17 protein-coding genes are annotated in these 17,675 nt (G+C 66.4%); 4 read left to right on the forward strand and 13 right to left on the reverse strand.

Annotation, left to right across the window (positions count from 1 at the left end; translation table 11 throughout):
* Positions 1 to 2: 2 nt before the first annotated feature.
* From murC to rsmH, 10 genes are all read right to left on the reverse strand, one after another.
* Entirely contained in the window at positions 3 to 1,406 is a 1,404-nt protein-coding gene (gene murC / locus ACVI1L_RS01285) for a UDP-N-acetylmuramate--L-alanine ligase (RefSeq protein WP_456782084.1), read from the reverse strand.
* A 120-nt stretch (positions 1,407 to 1,526) separates the two neighbouring features.
* Complete coding sequence (gene murG / locus ACVI1L_RS01290) at positions 1,527 to 2,627, reverse strand: undecaprenyldiphospho-muramoylpentapeptide beta-N-acetylglucosaminyltransferase (RefSeq protein WP_456782085.1); 1,101 nt, start codon at positions 2,625 to 2,627, stop codon at positions 1,527 to 1,529.
* Between the two features lie 35 nt (positions 2,628 to 2,662).
* Complete coding sequence (ftsW, locus tag ACVI1L_RS01295; RefSeq protein ID WP_028342184.1) at positions 2,663 to 3,814, reverse strand: putative lipid II flippase FtsW; 1,152 nt, start codon at positions 3,812 to 3,814, stop codon at positions 2,663 to 2,665.
* A 247-nt stretch (positions 3,815 to 4,061) separates the two neighbouring features.
* Positions 4,062 to 5,462: a UDP-N-acetylmuramoyl-L-alanine--D-glutamate ligase gene (murD, locus tag ACVI1L_RS01300; RefSeq protein ID WP_168858446.1), complete on the reverse strand. Its 1,401-nt coding sequence runs from the start codon at positions 5,460 to 5,462 to the stop codon at positions 4,062 to 4,064.
* Positions 5,463 to 5,571: 109 nt separating this feature from the next.
* The gene (mraY, locus tag ACVI1L_RS01305; protein WP_016846578.1) at positions 5,572 to 6,678 is read right to left on the reverse strand and encodes a phospho-N-acetylmuramoyl-pentapeptide-transferase; all 1,107 of its coding nucleotides are present in this window, start codon (positions 6,676 to 6,678) and stop codon (positions 5,572 to 5,574) included.
* A 10-nt stretch (positions 6,679 to 6,688) separates the two neighbouring features.
* Positions 6,689 to 8,122: a UDP-N-acetylmuramoylalanyl-D-glutamyl-2,6-diaminopimelate--D-alanyl-D-alanine ligase gene (locus ACVI1L_RS01310; RefSeq protein ID WP_456782086.1), complete on the reverse strand. Its 1,434-nt coding sequence runs from the start codon at positions 8,120 to 8,122 to the stop codon at positions 6,689 to 6,691.
* Positions 8,119 to 9,576, reverse strand: coding sequence for a UDP-N-acetylmuramoyl-L-alanyl-D-glutamate--2,6-diaminopimelate ligase (locus ACVI1L_RS01315; RefSeq protein ID WP_456782087.1), 1,458 nt, complete (start codon positions 9,574 to 9,576; stop codon positions 8,119 to 8,121). The genes ACVI1L_RS01310 and ACVI1L_RS01315 overlap by 4 nt, the downstream gene beginning before the upstream one ends.
* A gap of 49 nt (positions 9,577 to 9,625) precedes the next feature.
* Positions 9,626 to 11,383: a peptidoglycan D,D-transpeptidase FtsI family protein gene (locus ACVI1L_RS01320; RefSeq protein ID WP_050385389.1), complete on the reverse strand. Its 1,758-nt coding sequence runs from the start codon at positions 11,381 to 11,383 to the stop codon at positions 9,626 to 9,628.
* Between the two features lie 11 nt (positions 11,384 to 11,394).
* Positions 11,395 to 11,844, reverse strand: a complete 450-nt coding sequence (gene ftsL / locus ACVI1L_RS01325) for a cell division protein FtsL (RefSeq protein ID WP_057014992.1) — start codon at positions 11,842 to 11,844, stop codon at positions 11,395 to 11,397.
* A gap of 2 nt (positions 11,845 to 11,846) precedes the next feature.
* Positions 11,847 to 12,842 carry a 16S rRNA (cytosine(1402)-N(4))-methyltransferase RsmH gene (gene rsmH, locus ACVI1L_RS01330; protein WP_456782088.1) on the reverse strand — a complete coding sequence of 332 codons (996 nt, stop codon included), beginning with the start codon at positions 12,840 to 12,842 and terminating at the stop codon, positions 11,847 to 11,849.
* 580 nt (positions 12,843 to 13,422) lie between these two features.
* Here rsmH and ACVI1L_RS01335 point away from each other — a divergent pair.
* Positions 13,423 to 14,286, forward strand: a complete 864-nt coding sequence (locus ACVI1L_RS01335; RefSeq protein WP_456782089.1) for an N-acetylmuramoyl-L-alanine amidase — start codon at positions 13,423 to 13,425, stop codon at positions 14,284 to 14,286.
* Between the two features lie 120 nt (positions 14,287 to 14,406).
* Positions 14,407 to 14,634, forward strand: coding sequence for a hypothetical protein (locus ACVI1L_RS01340; RefSeq protein ID WP_016840052.1), 228 nt, complete (start codon positions 14,407 to 14,409; stop codon positions 14,632 to 14,634).
* 80 nt (positions 14,635 to 14,714) lie between these two features.
* Here ACVI1L_RS01340 and ACVI1L_RS01345 read toward each other — a convergent pair whose 3' ends face one another.
* Both ACVI1L_RS01345 and ACVI1L_RS01350 read right to left on the reverse strand, forming a co-directional pair.
* Positions 14,715 to 15,950, reverse strand: a complete 1,236-nt coding sequence (locus ACVI1L_RS01345; RefSeq protein ID WP_456782090.1) for an RNA polymerase sigma factor — start codon at positions 15,948 to 15,950, stop codon at positions 14,715 to 14,717.
* Positions 15,951 to 16,044: 94 nt separating this feature from the next.
* Positions 16,045 to 16,398 carry a YciI family protein gene (locus ACVI1L_RS01350; RefSeq protein ID WP_168859070.1) on the reverse strand — a complete coding sequence of 118 codons (354 nt, stop codon included), beginning with the start codon at positions 16,396 to 16,398 and terminating at the stop codon, positions 16,045 to 16,047.
* 228 nt (positions 16,399 to 16,626) lie between these two features.
* Here ACVI1L_RS01350 and ACVI1L_RS01355 point away from each other — a divergent pair, with 228 nt between their 5' ends.
* Positions 16,627 to 16,782, forward strand: coding sequence for a hypothetical protein (locus ACVI1L_RS01355; RefSeq protein ID WP_456782091.1), 156 nt, complete (start codon positions 16,627 to 16,629; stop codon positions 16,780 to 16,782).
* A 7-nt stretch (positions 16,783 to 16,789) separates the two neighbouring features.
* Complete coding sequence (locus tag ACVI1L_RS01360) at positions 16,790 to 16,990, forward strand: hypothetical protein (RefSeq protein ID WP_057014987.1); 201 nt, start codon at positions 16,790 to 16,792, stop codon at positions 16,988 to 16,990.
* A 236-nt stretch (positions 16,991 to 17,226) separates the two neighbouring features.
* Here ACVI1L_RS01360 and ACVI1L_RS01365 read toward each other — a convergent pair whose 3' ends face one another.
* Positions 17,227 to 17,661 (reverse strand): PAS domain S-box protein, encoded by a 435-nt coding sequence (locus ACVI1L_RS01365; RefSeq protein ID WP_456782092.1) that lies wholly within the window; start codon positions 17,659 to 17,661, stop codon positions 17,227 to 17,229.
* Between the last annotated feature and the right edge of the window lie 14 nt (positions 17,662 to 17,675).

Below are 17,675 nucleotides of genomic sequence, written 5' to 3' on the forward strand. Positions count from 1 at the left end.
GATCACCCCAACGCCTTCAATTCGCCGGGCAGCGCGTAGGCCCATTGCGTGATGTTGCCGGCGCCGAGGCAGACGACGAGGTCGCCGGGCTTGGCAAGGCCGTGCACGATCTTCGCGAGCTCGCCCGCGTTCGGCAGCGGCACCACATTGCGATGGCCGTGGGCGCGCAGGCCGGCGGCGAAATGATCACGGTCGACGCCGGCGATCGGCGCCTCGCCGGCCGGATAGACCTCGGCGACCACGACCGCATCGGCGTCGTTGAAGCAGGTGCAGAATTCCTCGAACAGCGATTGCAGGCGGGTGTAGCGATGCGGCTGCACCACGGCGACGATCTTGCCGTTGACGGATTCCCGCGCCGCCTTCAGCACCGCGGCGATCTCGACCGGATGATGACCGTAATCGTCGATCACGGTGATGCCGTTGGTCTCGCCGGTCTTGGTGAAGCGCCGCTTGACGCCGCCGAAGCCGGCCATGGCCTGGCGGATGACGTCGTCGGACACGCCAAGCTCGTGCGCGACCGCGATCGCGGCCGTCGCATTCGATGCGTTGTGGCGCCCCGGCATCGGCAGCATGATATCGGCGATCTCGTGGACCGCGCCAGACTTGCGATCGCGGATCGCGACCGAGAATTTCGAGCCGCCCCCCATCGGCGTCAGATCCTTGAGCTGCGCATCGGCCTGCGGGTTCTGGCCGTAGGTGATGATGCGGCGGTCTTCGATCTTGCCGACAAGAGTTTGCACCACGGGGTGATCGGTGCACATCACGGCAAAGCCGTAGAACGGGACGTTCTCGACGAAATTGCGGAACGCGTCCTGGATCACCTCGAAGGTCTTGAAGTGATCGAGATGCTCGGGGTCGATATTGGTGACGATGACGACATCGGACGGCAGCTTCAGGAAGGTGCCGTCGCTCTCGTCGGCTTCGACCACCATCCAGTCGCCGGCACCGAGCCGCGCGTTGGAGCCATAGGCGTTGATGATGCCGCCATTGATCACGGTCGGATCGAGCCCGCCGGCGTCGAGCAGGGTCGCCACCATCGTGGTCGTGGTGGTCTTGCCATGGGTGCCGGCGATCGCGACGCAGCTCTTCAGCCGCATCAGCTCCGCCAGCATCTCGGCGCGCCGCACCACCGGAATGCGCCGCGCGCGCGCCGCCATCAGCTCGGGATTGTCGCGCTTGATCGCGGTCGAGACCACGACGACATCGGCGCCATCGACATTCTCGGCGGCGTGGCCGACTGAGACCTTGGCGCCCTTCTTGCGCAAGCGGTCGAGGTTGTAATTGTCCGAAGCATCGGAACCCTGCACGGTGTAGCCGAGATTGATCAGCACTTCGGCGATGCCGCTCATGCCGATGCCGCCGATCCCGACGAAGTGAATGGGTCCGATCTCGCGCGGCAGTCTCATGATGCTAACACCTTCATCGTCTCCGGACTCACCCCGGCAATTCTCCGACTTATGAAAGACTGATATGGCCGGGACAAGCCCGGCCATGGCGTCCCACGGCCGAAATTCCTCGAAAGCGGCCTAAATTCCGGCCACTTTCGCAACCAGATCGGCCAGCCGCTCGGCGGCATCGAGCCGGCCGACGCCACGCGCGGCTTCCGCCATCGTGGTCAGTTTCGCGGGCTCGGCGGCGAAGGCCGAAATGTCAGCGGCCAGCCGCTCGGACGTGAAGTCGCTCTGCGCCATGCGCAGCGCGCCGCTCGCCTGCGACAGCACGCCGGCATTGGCAAACTGGTCCTGATCGATCGCGCCGGGCAGCGGCACCAGGATCGAGGGCCGGCCGATCGCGGCGAGTTCGGCCACCGTGCCGGCGCCGGAGCGCGAGATCACGAGCTGGCTCGAGGCGAGGCGCGCCGGCAGGTCGGCGAAGAACGGCGCGAGCTCGGCGTTGATCTTGAGCCGGTCGTAGACGGCGCGCACCCGATCCATGTCTTCTTCGCGCACCTGCTGGGTGATGATCAGGCGGCTCCACAGCGCGGGCGCGAGCTGCTCGATCGCCGGCGGCACGATATCGCTCATCACCCGCGCGCCCTGGCTGCCGCCGACGACGAGCAGGCGCAGCGGCCCGTTCGCCTCGGGCGGCGTGTATTTCACCGCAGCGGCCGCAAGGATCGCCGGCCGCATCGGTGTGCCGACCGTGGTGGCCTTGCCGGCCAGCGCGGGATCGCGATCGAGCACGCCGGGCAGCGAGGTCGCGATCGCGTTGACGCGGCCGGACAGGAAACGGTTGGCGCGGCCGAGCACCGCATTGGCGTCATGGATGATGCCGGGAACGCCGAGCAGCCGCGCCGCCATCAGCGGTGGCAAGGTCGGGTAGCCGCCGAAGCCGACCACGGCCGCGGGCTTCAGCCGCCGCACCAGATTGGCAGCGACCAGCGTGCCATAGCCGAGCATCAGCGCGGTCCGCGCCAGCGAGATCGGGTTGCGGCTGCGCACGGTTGCGCTCGGCACGAGGTCGATGCTCTCCCTGCCGAACAGGCCGGAATAGCGCAACGCGCGGCCGTCGGTGGCGAGCCGGACCCGCAGGCCGCGCCTGATCAATTCCACGGCGAGCGCTTCGGCCGGGAACAAATGGCCGCCGGTGCCACCGGCCGCCAGCAGAATCAGGGGCGCATTGTCCATGGTTTCCAGATAACCGACACGACCGTCACAGTCACCTACGCGTAGGCGCGCTGAGCGCTGGCGCCTTCCATCGATTCGATCTCGGTGCGCGGCCGCTGCCGCGTCAGCGCCAGCATCATGCCGACGCCATAGGCAAGCGACACGAACGAGGAGCCGCCATAGGAGATGAACGGCAGCGTCATGCCCTTGGCCGGGATCAGTTGCAGATTGACCGCCATGTTGATGGTCGCCTGCACGCCGAACAGGATCGCAAGCCCCGAGGCTGCGAAGCGCGAGAACATGTCCTCGGTGGCATAGGCGCGGGTCAGCGTACGGATCACGATGAAACCGAACAGCGCGACCAGCATCAGGCAGAGGATGATGCCGAACTCCTCCGCCGCGACCGCGAACACGAAGTCGGTGTGGCTGTCCGGCAGGCTGCGCTTGGCGATGCCCTCGCCCGGCCCCAGGCCGAACCAGCCGCCATTCCAGAACGCCTCCATCGCGGTGTCGACCTGGAAGGTGTCGCCGGAGGCGGGATTCATGAAGCGCTTGATGCGGCCGGCGACGTGCGGCACCAGGAGATAGGCGCCGAACAGGCCCGCGCCCGCCGCGCCGGCGAGCCCGAACACCCAGATCATCCGCATGCCCGCGATGAAGAACAGCGCGCCCCACACGGTGAGGATCAGCATGGTCTGACCGAAGTCGGGCTCCATCACCAGCAGCGTGACCAGCGTCAGCAACAGCACCAGCGCCATCGAGGTCGCCGGCATCTCCGGCCGCTTGGTCGATTCCGCAAACAGCCAGGCCGCGACGATGACGAAAGAGGGTTTTGCGGCTTCGGAGGCCTGGATGTTGACGCCGAGCAGCGTGATCCAGCGCCGCGAGCCCTTGACCTCGGGTCCGATCAGCAGCGTCAGCACGATCAGCGCGATCGAGACCGCGAACACGATCAGCGCGGTGCGCCGGATCTGCCGCGGCGTCATGAACGAGACGCCGATCAGCACCATCAGCGACGGCACCAGGAACATGACGTGGCGGTTGAAGAAGTGGAACGGATCGAGCCCGATCCGGGTCGCCACCGGCGGGCTCGCCGCCAGCGACAGGATGACGCCGGCCAGCATCAACGCGGCGATCGCCACAAGCAGCAGCTTGTCGACGGTCCACCACCAGTCCGAGAACGGGGTGCGTTGGTCACGGGCGAGCATGGGCGTCCCCAGATGGCAGAGATAACGTCCATTCGTGGCGCAGGATGGTTTCCAAGGGGTTAACGGGATGGGTAACTTTTGAGGGAGGTGAATGAGCCCCCATCCGACGTCGTCCTGGCGAAAGCCAGAACGACAATGAGGATGGTTCTCGCGCGATACGACGCACCGTCACTGCGTACTTCATCTCAGTGTCATCGCCCGGCACCGAACGGCGGATTACGCTGTGCCAATCCGCCCTACGTGATCGTCACACCACCGGCTTGACGCCGGGCAGCGCCTGCACGATGTCGCGGAAGGCGGCGCCGCGGATTTCGAAATTGCGGTACTGGTCGAACGAGGCGCAGGCCGGCGACAGCAGCACGACGGCTTCCGCGAGCCCCGACGCCTCGGCATCGCGCGCGGCGCTGGCGATCGCGACGTCGAGCGTGCCGGACATGTCGTGCGGGACGCGCTCGCCGAGCGTGCCGGAGAATTCGGCCGCCGCCTCGCCGATCAGATAGGCCTTGCGGATGCGCGGGAAATATTCGGTCAGGGTGGTGATGCCGCCGGCCTTCGGCTTGCCGCCGGCGATCCAGTAGATGTCGGCAAACGACGACAGCGCATGCGCGGCCGCATCCGCATTGGTGCCCTTGGAGTCGTTGACGAACAGCACGTTGCCGCGGCGGCCGACCTGCTCCATGCGATGCGCGAGACCCGGGAAGCTGCGCAGGCCGTTCTGCAACACGTCGGTCGCGATACCCATCGCCAGCGCGCAGGCCGAGGCGCAGGCGGCGTTCTGCGCATTGTGCAGGCCGCGCAGCGAGCCTATGCCGCCTAACCGCGCGATCTCGCTGCGCGCCGCGCCCGAGGCACGCACGATGGTCTCGTGCTCGACATAGAGGCCGTCGGGCAGCGGGTTCTTCACCGAGATGCGCACCACGCGCTTGCCGGCGCGATCGAGCCGGTCGGCGATGTTGCGGCACCAGATGTCGTCGACGCCTGTTATCGCGGTGCCGCCGGCCTGCACGCCGGCGACCAGCCGCTCCTTGACCGCGGCGTAATGCTCGAGCGTGCCGTGGCGGTCGATGTGATCCTCGCTGATGTTGATCAGGATGCCGACCGACGGATCGAGCGACGGTGCGAGGTCGATCTGGTAGGACGACATCTCGATCACATGGACGCGGCCCATGCGCGGCGGCTCGAGCGACAGGATCGCGGTGCCGATATTGCCGCCCATCTGGGTGTCGTAGCCGGCGACATCAATCAGATGCGCGATCAGCGCCGTGGTGGTCGATTTGCCGTTGGTGCCTGTGATGGCGACGAACGGCGCGTTCGGCGCATGACGGCGCCGCTCGCGGCAGAACAGTTCGACATCGCCGATCACCTCGCACCCCGCCTCGCGCGCCTTCAGCACGCTCCAGTGCGGCGCCGGATGGGTCAGCGGCGCGCCGGGGGTCAGGATCAGCGCGGCGAAATTCGCCCACGACACGGTGCGCAGATCGGCGGTGGTGAAGCCGGCCTGCGCCGCCCTGGCGACGTTGTCGGCATTGTCGTCGGCGGCGATCACCTCGGCGCCACCGGCCTTCAGCGCCTGGCAGCTCGCGAGCCCGGAGCCGCCGAGCCCGAACACCGCGACCGTCTTGCCGGAGAAGGAGGTGACCGGGATCATGTCTATCTCCCTGTCATTCCGGAAACCGCGCAGCGGTTATCCGGAATCTCGAGATTCCGGGTTCTCGCTGCGCGAGCCCCGGAATGACAGTCAATGGGATGCGAAGCCATCAGCGCAGCTTCAGCGTCGACAGGCCGGCGAGCGCCAGCATCACCGAGATGATCCAGAACCGGATCACGATCTGTGGCTCGGTCCAGCCCTTCTGCTCGAAATGATGGTGCAGCGGCGCCATCCGGAACACGCGCTTGCCGGTGAGCTTGAACGAGGTGACCTGGACGATGACCGAGACCGCCTCCAGCACGAACAGGCCGCCGATCACGGCGAGCACGATCTCGTGCTTCACCGCAACCGCCGTCGCGCCAAGCATGCCGCCGAGCGCCAGCGAACCGGTGTCGCCCATGAAGATCGAGGCCGGCGGCGCGTTGAACCAGAGGAAGCCGAGGCCTGCGCCGAGCACCGCGCCGCACAGCACTGCCAGTTCGCCGGTGCCGGCGACGTAATTGATCTGCAGGTAATCCGAGAACACCGCGTTGCCGGTCAGGTACGAGATCATGCCGAAGCTTGCGGCGGCAATCATCACGGGCACGATGGCAAGACCGTCGAGACCGTCGGTGAGATTCACCGCATTGCCGGCGCCGACCATCACGAAGGCGCCGAAGATCACGAAGAACCAGCCGAAATTGATCACGAGGTCCTTGAAGAACGGAATCACGAGCGAGGTCGACGACACGTCGCGCCCGAGCCGGACCAGCGCGTAGGTGGCGGCAAGCCCGATCGCGGCCTCGATCAGCAGCCGCAGCTTGCCGGCGAAGCCGCTGTGCGACTGCTTTGTGACCTTCAAATAATCGTCATAGAAGCCGACGAAGCCGAAGCCGAGCGTCACCGCCAGCACGATCCAGACATAGGGATTGAGCGGGTTGGCCCAGAGCAGCGTCGACACCACGAGCCCGGACAGGATCATCAACCCGCCCATGGTGGGCGTGCCCTTCTTGGAGATCAGATGCGACTGCGGACCATCGGTGCGGATCGGCTGGCCCTTGCCCTGCCGCAGCCGCAGATGATCGATGATCCAGGGCCCGAACAGGAACACGAACAATGCGCCGGTCACCATCGCGCCGCCGGTGCGGAAGGTGATGTAGCGGAACACGTTCAAAGCGCTGCGGAACGCCCCAAACCCCGGAACGGTGTTGGACAGTTCGATCAACCAGTAGAACATTCGAGGAGTCCTATACCGCTTCTTCGTGCGCGGCCTTGTCGGGGAAGCGTTTTTCCAGCGCGCTGACAATCAGCTTCATCTTCGATCCCAGCGAGCCCTTCACCATGATCACGTCACCGGCACGGACCGCGGCGACCGCCTGCGCTTCGAGCGCCGCCGAGCTCTCGGCATAGCCTCCCCGCTTGCCGGTGGAAAGGGCATCCCACAGATTCCGCATCAACGGACCACAACAATATACGAGGTCGATGCGGTTGGCGGTCACGGCCTCGTTGAGGCCGCGGTGCAGTTCGGGCCCGGTCGGCCCGAGCTCGAGCATGTCGCCGAGCACGGCGATGCGCCGGCCATGCGGCCCGGTCTGGGCCTGACCGAGCACGTTGAGCGCGGCGCCCATCGAAGCCGGGTTGGCGTTGTAGCTCTCGTCGATCAGCATCGCCTCGCCATGGCCGACCTCGAGGGTGCGGCGGAGGCCGCGGCCGGTCGGCGCCTCGAGCTGCGACAGCGACAGCGCCGCGCGCGTGATATCGGCGCCGAGTAGCGAGGCGCCGGCAAGCACCGCGAGCGAGTTCATCGCCATGTGCCGGCCGGGCATGCCGATCTTGTAGGTGATGTCGTGATCCAGAATATCCGCATGCACCGCCGAGCAGGTCGCGTGCAGCGACAGGTCGAGCAGCCGCGCCTCGGCACGCTTGTCGACGCCGAACGAGACGATGCGCGAGATGCCGGCCTGCTTGGCCTGCTTTTGCAGCCGCGCGAATTGCCCGTTGTCGCGGTTGAGCACGACCGCGCCATCGGGCTCGAGCCCTGCGAAGATCTCCGCCTTGGCGTCGGCGATCGCCTCGATGCCGGCGAAGAATTCCAGATGCACCGGCTCGATCGTGGTGATGATTGCGACGTGCGGGCGCACCATCTTCACCAGCGGCGTGATCTCGCCGGTATGGTTCATGCCGATCTCGAACACCGCAAAGCGCGTGCTGGCCGGGCAGCGCGCCAGCGACAGCGGCACGCCCCAGTGATTGTTGAACGACGCCACCGACGCATGGGTCTCGCCCTGCGCCGACAGCACGCGGCGCAGCGCCTCTTTGGTCGAGGTCTTGCCGACCGAGCCGGTTACCGCGACGATCTGCGCGTTGAGCCGCGCGCGCGAGGCATGCGCGAGCTCGACAAGACCGGCGAGCACGTCGTCGACCACCAGCAGCGGCGCATCAGCGGGAAACTTTGCCCGTTGCGCGGTCTCGACCACCGCGAGCCCGGCGCCGGCCTTCAGCGCCGCCTCGACAAAGGCATGGCCGTCATGGACGTCGCCCTTGATCGCGAAATACGCCTCGCCGGGCGCGATGGTGCGGCTGTCGATCGAGAGACCGCTGACGCCGTCCGGCAGCGCGCCTTGCGTGGCGGCGCGCATCGCCGTCGCCATCGCATCCGAGGTCCACAACATCGTGCTCATGCGCCCTCCGCAGCCAATGCACTGGCGACCGCTTCATGATCGCTGAACGGCAGCGTCGTGTTGCCGACGATCTGCCCGACCTCGTGGCCCTTGCCGGCCACCACCAGCGCATCGCCCGGCGCGAGGCCGGCAATGCCGGCGCGGATCGCCGCGGCGCGGTCGCCGATCTCGCGCGCGCCCTTCGCCGTCGCCATGATCTCGGCGCGGATCGCCTCCGGCTTCTCGCTGCGCGGATTGTCGTCGGTGACGATGACCTGATCGGCATTCTCGGCCGCGATCGCGCCCATGATCGGACGCTTGCCGGCGTCGCGGTCGCCGCCGGCGCCGAAGATCACGACCAGCTTGCGCCTGGCATAGGGCCGCAGCGCCTGCAGCGCCTTGGCGAGTGCGTCGGGCTTGTGGGCGTAATCGACGAAGATCGGCGCGCCATTGTGCTCGCCGACGAATTCCAGCCGGCCCTTGGCGCCTTCGAGATGTTCGAGGCAGCCGAACACGTCGTCGGCGGCGCTGCCGGTGCCGATCGCAAGCCCGGCCGCGACCAGCGCATTCTCGATCTGGAATTCGCCGACCAGCGGCAGCCGGATCGCGTGCTTGCGTCCGCGGTGCTCGATCAGGAGCTTCTGTGCAAAGCCTTCGATGACAGCATCGGTGAGCCTGATGCCATCGCCTGCATCGGCGTTGCGCCCGATCGCGATGATGCGCAGGCCGCGCGCGCGCGCCGCATCGATCACCTGCCCTGAGCAATCATGATCGGCCGAGACCACCGCGGCGCCGCCTGGCGCGACCAGATCGCGGAACAGCCGGAGTTTTGCATTGAGATAATGCGCGACGTCGGGATGATAATCCATGTGGTCGCGCGACAGATTGGTGAAGCCGCCGGCTGCGATGCGCACGCCGTCGAGACGATACTGATCCAGGCCGTGCGAGGACGCCTCGAACGCCAGATGCGTGACGCCGTCGCTCGCGATCTCGTCGAGCTGGCGATGCAGCGCGATCGGATCCGGCGTGGTCAGCGAGCCGTAGACCGTGCGCTTGTCCGAGACGAGGCCGATGGTGCCGATGCTGGCGGAGGAATGACCGAGCCGCTGCCAGATCTGGCGCGTGAACGCTGCGACCGAGGTCTTGCCGCTGGTGCCGGTCACCGCCGCGATCGTCGCCGGCTGGCGGGAAAAGAATTTGGCCGCGGCGAGCGCCAGCGCGCGGCGCGGATTCGGCGTGATGACGAAGGGGGCGCGCGCGTGACCTTGCGGCGGATGGTCGCTGGCGACCGCGACCGCGCCGGCGGCAATCGCCGCATCGACGAAGCGCGCACCGTCGGTCCTGCTGCCGGCCAGCGCGAAGAACAGGTCGCCCGGCTTCACCGCGCGGCTGTCGACCGCAAGCCCTCCGACAATGAGCGAGGAGGCACTCGGATCGATCGTCGCATCATCGCTGAAGAGGTCGCGAAGTCTCATGATCTTCCAGTCTGGCCGGCGCCGTTCTGGCGCCGCGTGAGTATACGCCTTACTGGGTTGTTCTGGATGCCGCAAGAATAAGGCGGTCGGACGGCGGCAGGTCGAATCGCGGTTCAACGCCCAAAAGCGGCGCAATTCGGGCGATCACATTGCCGCCGGTCGGCACCGCATTCCAGCCCGAGGTGATGAACCCGTAGGTTTCCTTCAGGGGCTGCGGCTCGTCGAGCATGATCAGGAGCTGGTATTTCGGATTGTCGGCGGGCAGGATCGCGGTGAAGGCGTTGAGCACGCGCTTCTTGGCGTAGCGGCCGTTGATCACCTTTTCCGCGGTGCCGGTCTTGCCGCCGATATAGTAGCCCTTGACGTCGGCCTTCTTCGCGGTGCCGATCTCGGCATTGAGCCGCATCAGATAGCGCATCTTGTCCGAGGTCTCAGGCTTGATGACGCGCTTGGCGAGCGCCATCGCCTCCTGCTCGGTGCGCTTCAGGAAGGTCGGCGGGATCAGGTAGCCGCCATTGACCAGCGCGTCGATGCCCATCACCGCCTGCAGCGGCGCCACCGCGATGCCGTGACCGAACGAGATGGTGACGGTGTTCAATTCGCCCCACTTCTTCGGCACGATCGGCGAGGCGCTCTCCGGCAATTCGGTGCGCAGCCGCTCGAGCTGGCCCATCTTGCGCAGGAACGCCTTGTGCGCGTCGACACCCATCGCCAGCGCAATGCGCCCGGCGCCGATGTTGGAGGAATAGTAGAACACCTCCTTCATGTTGATCATGCGGCCCATGTTGTGATCGTCATGGATCGCAAACTTGCCGTAGTGCAGCGGGCCACGCGCATCCCACATCGAGTTGAGGTCGAACCGGCCGCTATCCAGCGCCATCGCCAGCGTGAACGCCTTGAAGGTCGAGCCCATCTCGTAGACGCCGGTGGTCAGGCGGTTGATGCGATCGGGATCGTGCGCCTCCTTCGGATTGTTCGGATCGAAATCCGGCAGCGACACCATCGCCACGATCTCGCCGGTGCGGACGTTGGAGACGAGGCCGGAAGCGGCCTTGGCCTTGAACTTCTCTTTCGCCTTGAGCAGCTCGTCGCGCAGCGCGTGCTCGACGCGCAGGTCGACCGACAGCTCCACCGGCTTCTGCAGCCGGTCGGTGGCGAAGCCCGCGCGATGCAGATCGGCCAGACCGTTGCTGTCCAGCCACTTCTCCATGCCGGCGATGCCCTGGTTGTCGATGTTGACCAGGCCGATCAGGTGGGCGACCTCGTTGCCGGTCGGATAGACGCGCTTGTTCTCGCGCAGGAAGCCGACGCCGGGAAGGCCGAGGCGATGGATGTCGCTCTGCTGCTTCGGCGTGATCTCGCGCTTCAGCCAGACGAAGCCCTTGCGCGACGACAGGCGGTCGCGCACCTCGCTGGTGTCGAGATCGGGCAGGGCTCCGGTCAAAAGCTCGATCGCCTCGTCCTTGTCGATCAGGCGGCGCGGTTCGGCGAACAGGCTCGGCGCCTTGACGTCGGTGGCGAGGATTTCGCCGTTGCGGTCGGTGATGTCGGGCCGCGCGGTCGCGATGGCGTCTTGCGAGGCGGTGCGGCGCGCGCCGTGGCTGTCGGCGCCGACGGCGAACAGCACCAGCCTCCCCGCCAGCACGCAATAGACCGCGGCGAAAGCGAGGATCGCAAGACCGACACGCGCGCGCGCCTTGGCGGCGCGGTCGACATTGCTGCCATACAGCAGCGTGCGGATCAGTCGCTGGTTCCAGGGCTCGGCGGGTTTCACGGCCGGCGTGTTGGCGGGTGCCGGATCGGTCATGGCTGGTCCCGTCATTGCTGGTCTCCCCCGCCCTGCCCGGAGTCGTCGAGCGCGGGCTGGTCGGCGGCCGGCTGGTCGGTCGCCGCCTTGTCGATCGATCCGGTGGTGCTGTCGGGCGCCGCGGCGGCCTCGATGGTGTCGATCATCGCGCCGATCGGATCGCGCGAACCGGGCCGCGTGAAGCTCGGCGGCCGCTCCGGCAGGTTCTTCAGGGAATCGTACTGGTTGGCGTTGACCGGCTTCAGCGGCAGATGGCGCTCGGCGAGGCCCTGCAGCCGGAGCGGCGCATCGAGCTTGGCCCATTCGGCGCGCAACGCGGCGATCGCATTGCGCTGCTCGCGGATCTCGGCATTGAGCTGCAGCACGCGTTCGACGCGCGCGGTCGATTCCATCTTGATGCGATAGACATACGACGCCGCGAAGATCAGCATGCCGATGACGAGGAGATGGAGAAGGCGCATCGTCACCCTCCCCGCTTCAGGTCGGACAGGCGGGGCCATGACGGCAGGTCGTCGTCGGCGTGCACCGGCGCCGCGGTGCGCTCGGCGGCACGCAGCTTGGCCGATCGCGCGCGCGGATTGGCGGCAAGCTCGGCCTCACCGGGCGTCACCGGACGCTTGGTCAGGATCTGAAAGCTCGGCGCCGCTTGCGCCATTTCGGGCAAATGCCGCGAGCCGGCGGAGACCTTGCCGCGCAGGCTGAGGAAATTCTTGACGATGCGGTCTTCCAGCGAATGGAACGAAACCACGACGAGCCGGCCGCCCGGCTTCAGCACGCGCTCGGCCGCTGCGAGCGCCTCGTGCAGTTCATCGAGCTCCTCATTGACGAAGATGCGCAGCGCCTGAAAGGTCCGCGTCGCCGGATGGATCTCGTTCGGCTTGGCGCGCACGACCTTCGCGACGATATCGGCAAGCGCGTCGGTCGTCGTGATCGGCGCGTCCTTGCGCGCGGCGACGATGGCGCGGGCGACGCCGCGCGAATGCCGCTCCTCGCCGAAGATATAGATGATGTCGGCGAGTTGTTTCTCGGAAGCGGTCGCGACCACGTCGGCCGCGGTCGGACCGCTCTGGGCCATCCGCATGTCGAGCGGACCGCCGAGCCGGAATGAGAAGCCGCGTTCGGCCTGGTCGAGCTGCATCGAGGAGACGCCGACATCCATCACGACGCCGTCGACCTTATCCACCCCGTGCGACGCGCAGACCTCGGCGAGGTTGGAGAAGCGGTCCTCGACCAGCGTCAGCCGACCGCCCGCGCCGTCGACTAGATCGAAGCCGCCGGTTATCGCGGTGCGGTCGCGGTCGATGCCGATCACGCGGGTCTCGGCGACATCGAGGATCGCCCGGCTGTAGCCGCCGGCACCGAAGGTGGCGTCGACATAAGTGCCGCCGGCGCGCGGAGCGAGATGCGCGACCGCCTCGCGGCCCAGCACCGAAATGTGACGCGGCGCACGCTCGCTCATGCGCCGCTCCCGGGCGGGGCCGCGTAACTGGCATGCAAGCTGGGTGCGCGCCGACTCATTGCGCCTCGAATCCTCGCGCCCAGAGCCTTCTTCGTTCCGATCGGATCGGAACGGGGCTCTGGATTCCTGTCTTGACGCGTTTTCTTCACGCGAACCGGTATCCACTTCGCTCGAAAACGCGTGAAAAAGCCGCTGCGTGACGCCAGCGCCAACTCCCGTTCTCGGCCGCAAATCCTGATATCCGACCGGAATTGGGAGGGTTTCCATGGGATTTCGCGCAAACAGCGGGGCTCAGCGTCCTTTGGCCGTCCCCCGAAACCGGTTCGGCACTTCACCTCTCAGTAACGGCACTTAACGTTAAGAAAACGTTGATGATCGGTTAGCGGAATCGCGGGGCTTTGATCCGCATTCGAGTGATACCCTCGCGACCCGCTCCGGGCACAATGGCGCAGCGCATCATGCGGATCGTGGAACCGGCAGGGGTCGATTGCGCGGCCCGCACGGTAAAGGAATAGTAAACGCCTATTTGTTTATCCATATGTCAAAATGCTTTCTCCTGGTTCGGGTTTGAGTGATTCGTATGGCTTCAAGTTCGTCTTCGTCCGGCAACGCTGATTCGAAGCGTCAGCGCGCCCTCCCTGTTCCAAAGGGGGTGGCGGACGCGAAGACGTTCACGCCGGATTCCTCGATCGCCTCCGACGTGATCCCGTCGGCGAACTTCGGCGATCGCGCCAATGGCCGGCAACCCGACATGATCGTGCTGCACTACACCGGCATGCCCGACGTCGAGGGTGCGATCACCCAGCTGTGCACGGCCGGCACCGAGGTCTCGGCGCACTACATCGTGCTCGAGGACGGCCGCATCGTGCAGTGCGTGCCAGAGAGCAAGCGCGCCTGGCACGCCGGCGTGTCCGCGTGGGCTGGCGATGACGACATCAACTCCTGCTCGATCGGCGTCGAGATCGTCAATCGCGGCCACGATTGGGGCTATCCGGATTTTCCGCTGCGCCAGATCGCGGCTGTCATCGCGCTGTGCCGCGGCATCATGCTTCGCCGCAAGGTGGTCCCGCATCGCGTGCTCGGCCATTCCGACGTGGCACCGGCGCGCAAGAAGGATCCCGGCGAGAAATTCCCGTGGCACTCGCTGGCCAATTCCGGCGTCGGGCACTGGGTGCAGCCGGCGCCGATCGTGCGCGGCGACGCGCTGCAGCTCGGTGCGATCAGCGACAGCGTCTCCAACATGCAGGCCGCGTTCCGGCGCTACGGCTACAACATCCCGACCAACGGCAAGTTCGACGGCCCGACCATGGAGGTCGTCACCGCCTTCCAGCGCCACTTCCGCCCGGAGCGCATCGACGGGATCGCCGACCGTTCCACCATGGCCACACTGCACGCGCTGCTCGAGAGCCTGCCGCCGGATGCGACGGTGGTCGCGTCGAGCTAGGCTCGCCTCCGTCCGTCGTCGCGAGGAGCGGTGCATTTACCGGCCAAGTGTGCGTGCACGTTGGAACTTTTCGGCATGAGCGGTCTTTGTAGGTGGGGCGGTCCGAGTGGAGATTCGTCCATGTTCAAAGCACTGATCGCAGGAGCCGCCGCCGTCGGCCTCATTGTCGCTCCGGCAGCCGCTGGCGCTATGTCGACCCAAAGCAAGACCATGTCGTCGACCCATCACAAGACCCAGAAGGTCCATCACGCGCAGAAGAAGATGGCACCCGGCACCACGACCGGCATGTCGAAGGGGACGACGACCGGGCAATCGAGCACCGGCGCCAAGGCAAAGACAGGGTACTGAGCACGCTCAACGCCTCACGGCGCGCTGACCATCGTGGATGAATGGCGCGCCGTCACTGGCCACGCAAGAGATGGGGTGCGTCACCCCATCTCGGCGATGCGCCGCGCATAGAGCCGGCGCAGCGGTTCGAGTTGCGTGGCTGCCGTTGCGGCGAGATAGGCCTGCCGCGCTTCATCCTTGCGGCCGAGGCGGCGCAGCAGGTCGGCGCGCACCGCGGGCAGCTGGTCATATCCCTTCAAAGTGCCGCGCGCGTCCAGCGCGTCGATCAGGTCGAGCGCGCGCGCCGGACCATCGACCATCGACACCGCGGCGGCGTGATTGAGCTCGATCACCGGCGACGGGCTGATGCGCAGCAGCACCTCGTAAAGACCGGCGATCTGCGGCCAGTCGGTGTCCTTGTAACTCGGCGCCCGCGCGTGCAGCGCGGCGATCGCCGCCTGCACGGCGTAGGACTGCGGCCGGCCCGGCATCCGCAGCGCCTCCTCGACCAGTTCGAGGCCTTCGGCGATCTGCTGGAAATCCCACAGCGAACGGTCCTGCTCCTCGAGCAGCACGATATCGCCGCCGGCGGTCTGGCGGCCGGCGCGGCGCGCATCATGCAGCAGCATCAGCGCCAACAGCCCCTTGATCTCGCCGCGCGCCGGTATCAGCGCATCGATCAGCCGCGCCAGCCGGATCGCCTCGCGGGCAAGATCGGGCCGCATCAGATCCTCGCCGGCGGTCGCCGCATAACCTTCGGTGAAGACGAGGTAGATCACCGCGAGCACGCCGGTGAGGCGCGGCTCCAGCGCCTCACGCTCCGGCACCTCATAGGGAATGCCGGCGAGTTTTATCTTTTGCTTGGCGCGCAAGAGGCGCTGCGCCATGGCGTCCTCGCTCACCAGGAAGGCGCGCGCGACCTCGACCGTCGTCAGCCCGCACACCGTGCGCAAGGTCAGCGCGACCTGGACCTCCGCCGCAAACGACGGATGGCAGCAGGTGAAGATCAGCCGCAGCATGTCGTCGTCGAGCGTTGCATCGGCCGGCTCGGGCGAGGACTCTGCATCGAGCAGGATCTGATGCGTCAGTTCCTGCTGCTTGCCGCGAAACGTCGCCGCGCGGCGAACGCGGTCGATCGCCTTGTTGCGGCCGACATTGACCAGCCAGGCACGCGGATTGGAGGGGAATTCGCCGATCGGCCAGCGCTGCAGCGCCACGGCAAAAGCATCCTGAAGCGCATCTTCGGCCAGGTCGAAATCGCCGACGAGACGGATCAGCGTTGCGAGCGCCCGGCCCGCCTCTTCGCGAAACACTTTTTCGATCTGGCTGGGGGTCATGGTCTCACCGTCATTCCGGGGCGATGCGAAGCATCGAACCCGGAATCTCGAGGTTCCGGGTTCGCGCTTCGCACGCCCCGGAACGACGAAACCATCACTTGTCGTAGATCATCACCGGCCTGACTTCGATCGAGCCGGTCTTGGCGCCGGGAATCCGCGCCGCGAGGCCGAGCGCCGTGTCGAGATCCTTGGCATCGACCAGATAATAGCCGCCGAGTTGTTCGCGGGTTTCCGCAAACGGCCCGTCGGTTGTCAGCGTCTTGCCGTCGCGCACCCGAACGGTGGTCGCGGTCGACACCGGCTGCAGCCCGTCACCCGCCTTGAAGTGTCCGCTCTGGATGATGGACTGGGTGTAGACGCCATATTCCGCCGACAGGGCCTTGCGGTCGTCGGCACTCATGCGGCCATATTCCGCGTCGCTCCGGTAGATCAGCAACAGATATTGCATCTTGAGAACTCCTCTTGATCGGCTGGATCGCCGACACCCAGTCGAACGGGCGACACGCAGGACGACATCGTCAGGATAAATTATTTTGGCCGCCCGGCGTGAATGTCTCACCGGCCCGGCGGGCCGCAGAGCTAGCTTATATCGGATAATCCGATAGTAACCGCCAATATTATTCGTTTGTTAAATTCATGGCAGCGCGTAGCCTTCGGATGCCCGGAGGACTTCGCCATGACACCACTGCCGCAGACAGCCACACGCCTTTGCCGGCTCCTGCTGTCGATGCTGTACCGAATCCTGCGCAGCCGGATCGTGGCGAAACCGCGCCACCACGCCAGTCAGGTCGCCTCGAACATCGCCGCGGGCGGCAATCCGCTCGGCGTGTGAGCAGGCAATGCAACGGGGCATCACGCGCCTGAAGGCGTTGCGTCAGCTGATCGCCGACGAAGGGCTGACCATCGCGATCCTTGCGGCGGTAGCCGCAGCGACGGTGATCGCATTTGGTTTCGGTGCGGAAGCCGACATCGTGGCCTCGATGCTGGTCATCGGCCTTGTGACCGCGCTGGCGGAGACCCGCCTGCGATCGGGAAAGTAACTCCAGCGGCCGTGATCGGCTCCGGAGGGGATGACCGAGAACCTGGCATTTGCTTGTAGCCTTATCCGCGTCACTGCGAGCCACCGGGTCGCGCGAACGCGCGCCCGATGACAGGCTCCGCGAAGCTATCCATCCGTCGCAGGTGCGGAGCGATGGATTGCTTCGTCGCTTCAGCGCAAAATTGCTTCGCAATTTTGTCGCGAGCTCCTCGCAATGACGGCATGGCTTCCCAGCCTTTACGACGATGTCGCGGCCTGCTGCGCGGCGCGGCGCCGCAACTCCTTGAGCTCCTCGAAACGCTTGGTCACGTCGCGCATCACCGCGACGGTGCCGGCGACCTTGTGCGCCGCATCGTGCAGCATCTCGATGGTGAATTCGACGGAGATGCGCGTCCCGTGCCTGGTCAGCGCCGGCACCGACAGCAGATCGCCCTGACCGTAGCGGCTCGTCCCAGTCGCCATCGTGTGACGGAAGCCGGCCCAGTGACGCGCGCGCAGATTCTCCGGAATGATCAAATCGAGCGATTGTCCGATCGCCTCCTCGGCGCCGAAGCCGAACATCCTGACCGCGCCGGGATTCCACAAGGTGATACGGCCTTCGACATCGGTCGCAACGATCGCGTCGGAGGCGCCCTTGAGCAACGCGTCTCCCACTTCTGCCGCAATATCCATCGTTTGACCTCCTG

Source organism: Bradyrhizobium sp. USDA 4516, assembly GCF_054055915.1.

What these genes read in the sequence shown, in the direction of transcription:
- ACVI1L_RS01310 (WP_456782086.1), bottom strand. Translation starts at nt 8,122, where the DNA reads ATGAGCACGATGTTGTGGACCTCGGATGCGATGGCGACGGCGATGCGC.
- ACVI1L_RS01345 (WP_456782090.1), bottom strand. Translation starts at nt 15,950, where the DNA reads ATGACCCCCAGCCAGATCGAAAAAGTGTTTCGCGAAGAGGCGGGCCGG.
- ACVI1L_RS01365 (WP_456782092.1), bottom strand. Translation starts at nt 17,661, where the DNA reads ATGGATATTGCGGCAGAAGTGGGAGACGCGTTGCTCAAGGGCGCCTCC.
- murC (WP_456782084.1), bottom strand. Translation starts at nt 1,406, where the DNA reads ATGAGACTGCCGCGCGAGATCGGACCCATTCACTTCGTCGGGATCGGC.
- murD (WP_168858446.1), bottom strand. Translation starts at nt 5,462, where the DNA reads ATGATCCCGGTCACCTCCTTCTCCGGCAAGACGGTCGCGGTGTTCGGG.
- ACVI1L_RS01315 (WP_456782087.1), bottom strand. Translation starts at nt 9,576, where the DNA reads ATGAGACTTCGCGACCTCTTCAGCGATGATGCGACGATCGATCCGAGT.
- mraY (WP_016846578.1), bottom strand. Translation starts at nt 6,678, where the DNA reads ATGTTCTACTGGTTGATCGAACTGTCCAACACCGTTCCGGGGTTTGGG.
- murG (WP_456782085.1), bottom strand. Translation starts at nt 2,627, where the DNA reads ATGGACAATGCGCCCCTGATTCTGCTGGCGGCCGGTGGCACCGGCGGC.
- rsmH (WP_456782088.1), bottom strand. Translation starts at nt 12,842, where the DNA reads ATGAGCGAGCGTGCGCCGCGTCACATTTCGGTGCTGGGCCGCGAGGCG.
- ACVI1L_RS01355 (WP_456782091.1), top strand. Translation starts at nt 16,627, where the DNA reads ATGACACCACTGCCGCAGACAGCCACACGCCTTTGCCGGCTCCTGCTG.
- ACVI1L_RS01340 (WP_016840052.1), top strand. Translation starts at nt 14,407, where the DNA reads ATGTTCAAAGCACTGATCGCAGGAGCCGCCGCCGTCGGCCTCATTGTC.
- ACVI1L_RS01320 (WP_050385389.1), bottom strand. Translation starts at nt 11,383, where the DNA reads ATGACCGATCCGGCACCCGCCAACACGCCGGCCGTGAAACCCGCCGAG.
- ACVI1L_RS01350 (WP_168859070.1), bottom strand. Translation starts at nt 16,398, where the DNA reads ATGCAATATCTGTTGCTGATCTACCGGAGCGACGCGGAATATGGCCGC.
- ftsW (WP_028342184.1), bottom strand. Translation starts at nt 3,814, where the DNA reads ATGCTCGCCCGTGACCAACGCACCCCGTTCTCGGACTGGTGGTGGACC.
- ACVI1L_RS01360 (WP_057014987.1), top strand. Translation starts at nt 16,790, where the DNA reads ATGCAACGGGGCATCACGCGCCTGAAGGCGTTGCGTCAGCTGATCGCC.
- ACVI1L_RS01335 (WP_456782089.1), top strand. Translation starts at nt 13,423, where the DNA reads ATGGCTTCAAGTTCGTCTTCGTCCGGCAACGCTGATTCGAAGCGTCAG.
- ftsL (WP_057014992.1), bottom strand. Translation starts at nt 11,844, where the DNA reads ATGCGCCTTCTCCATCTCCTCGTCATCGGCATGCTGATCTTCGCGGCG.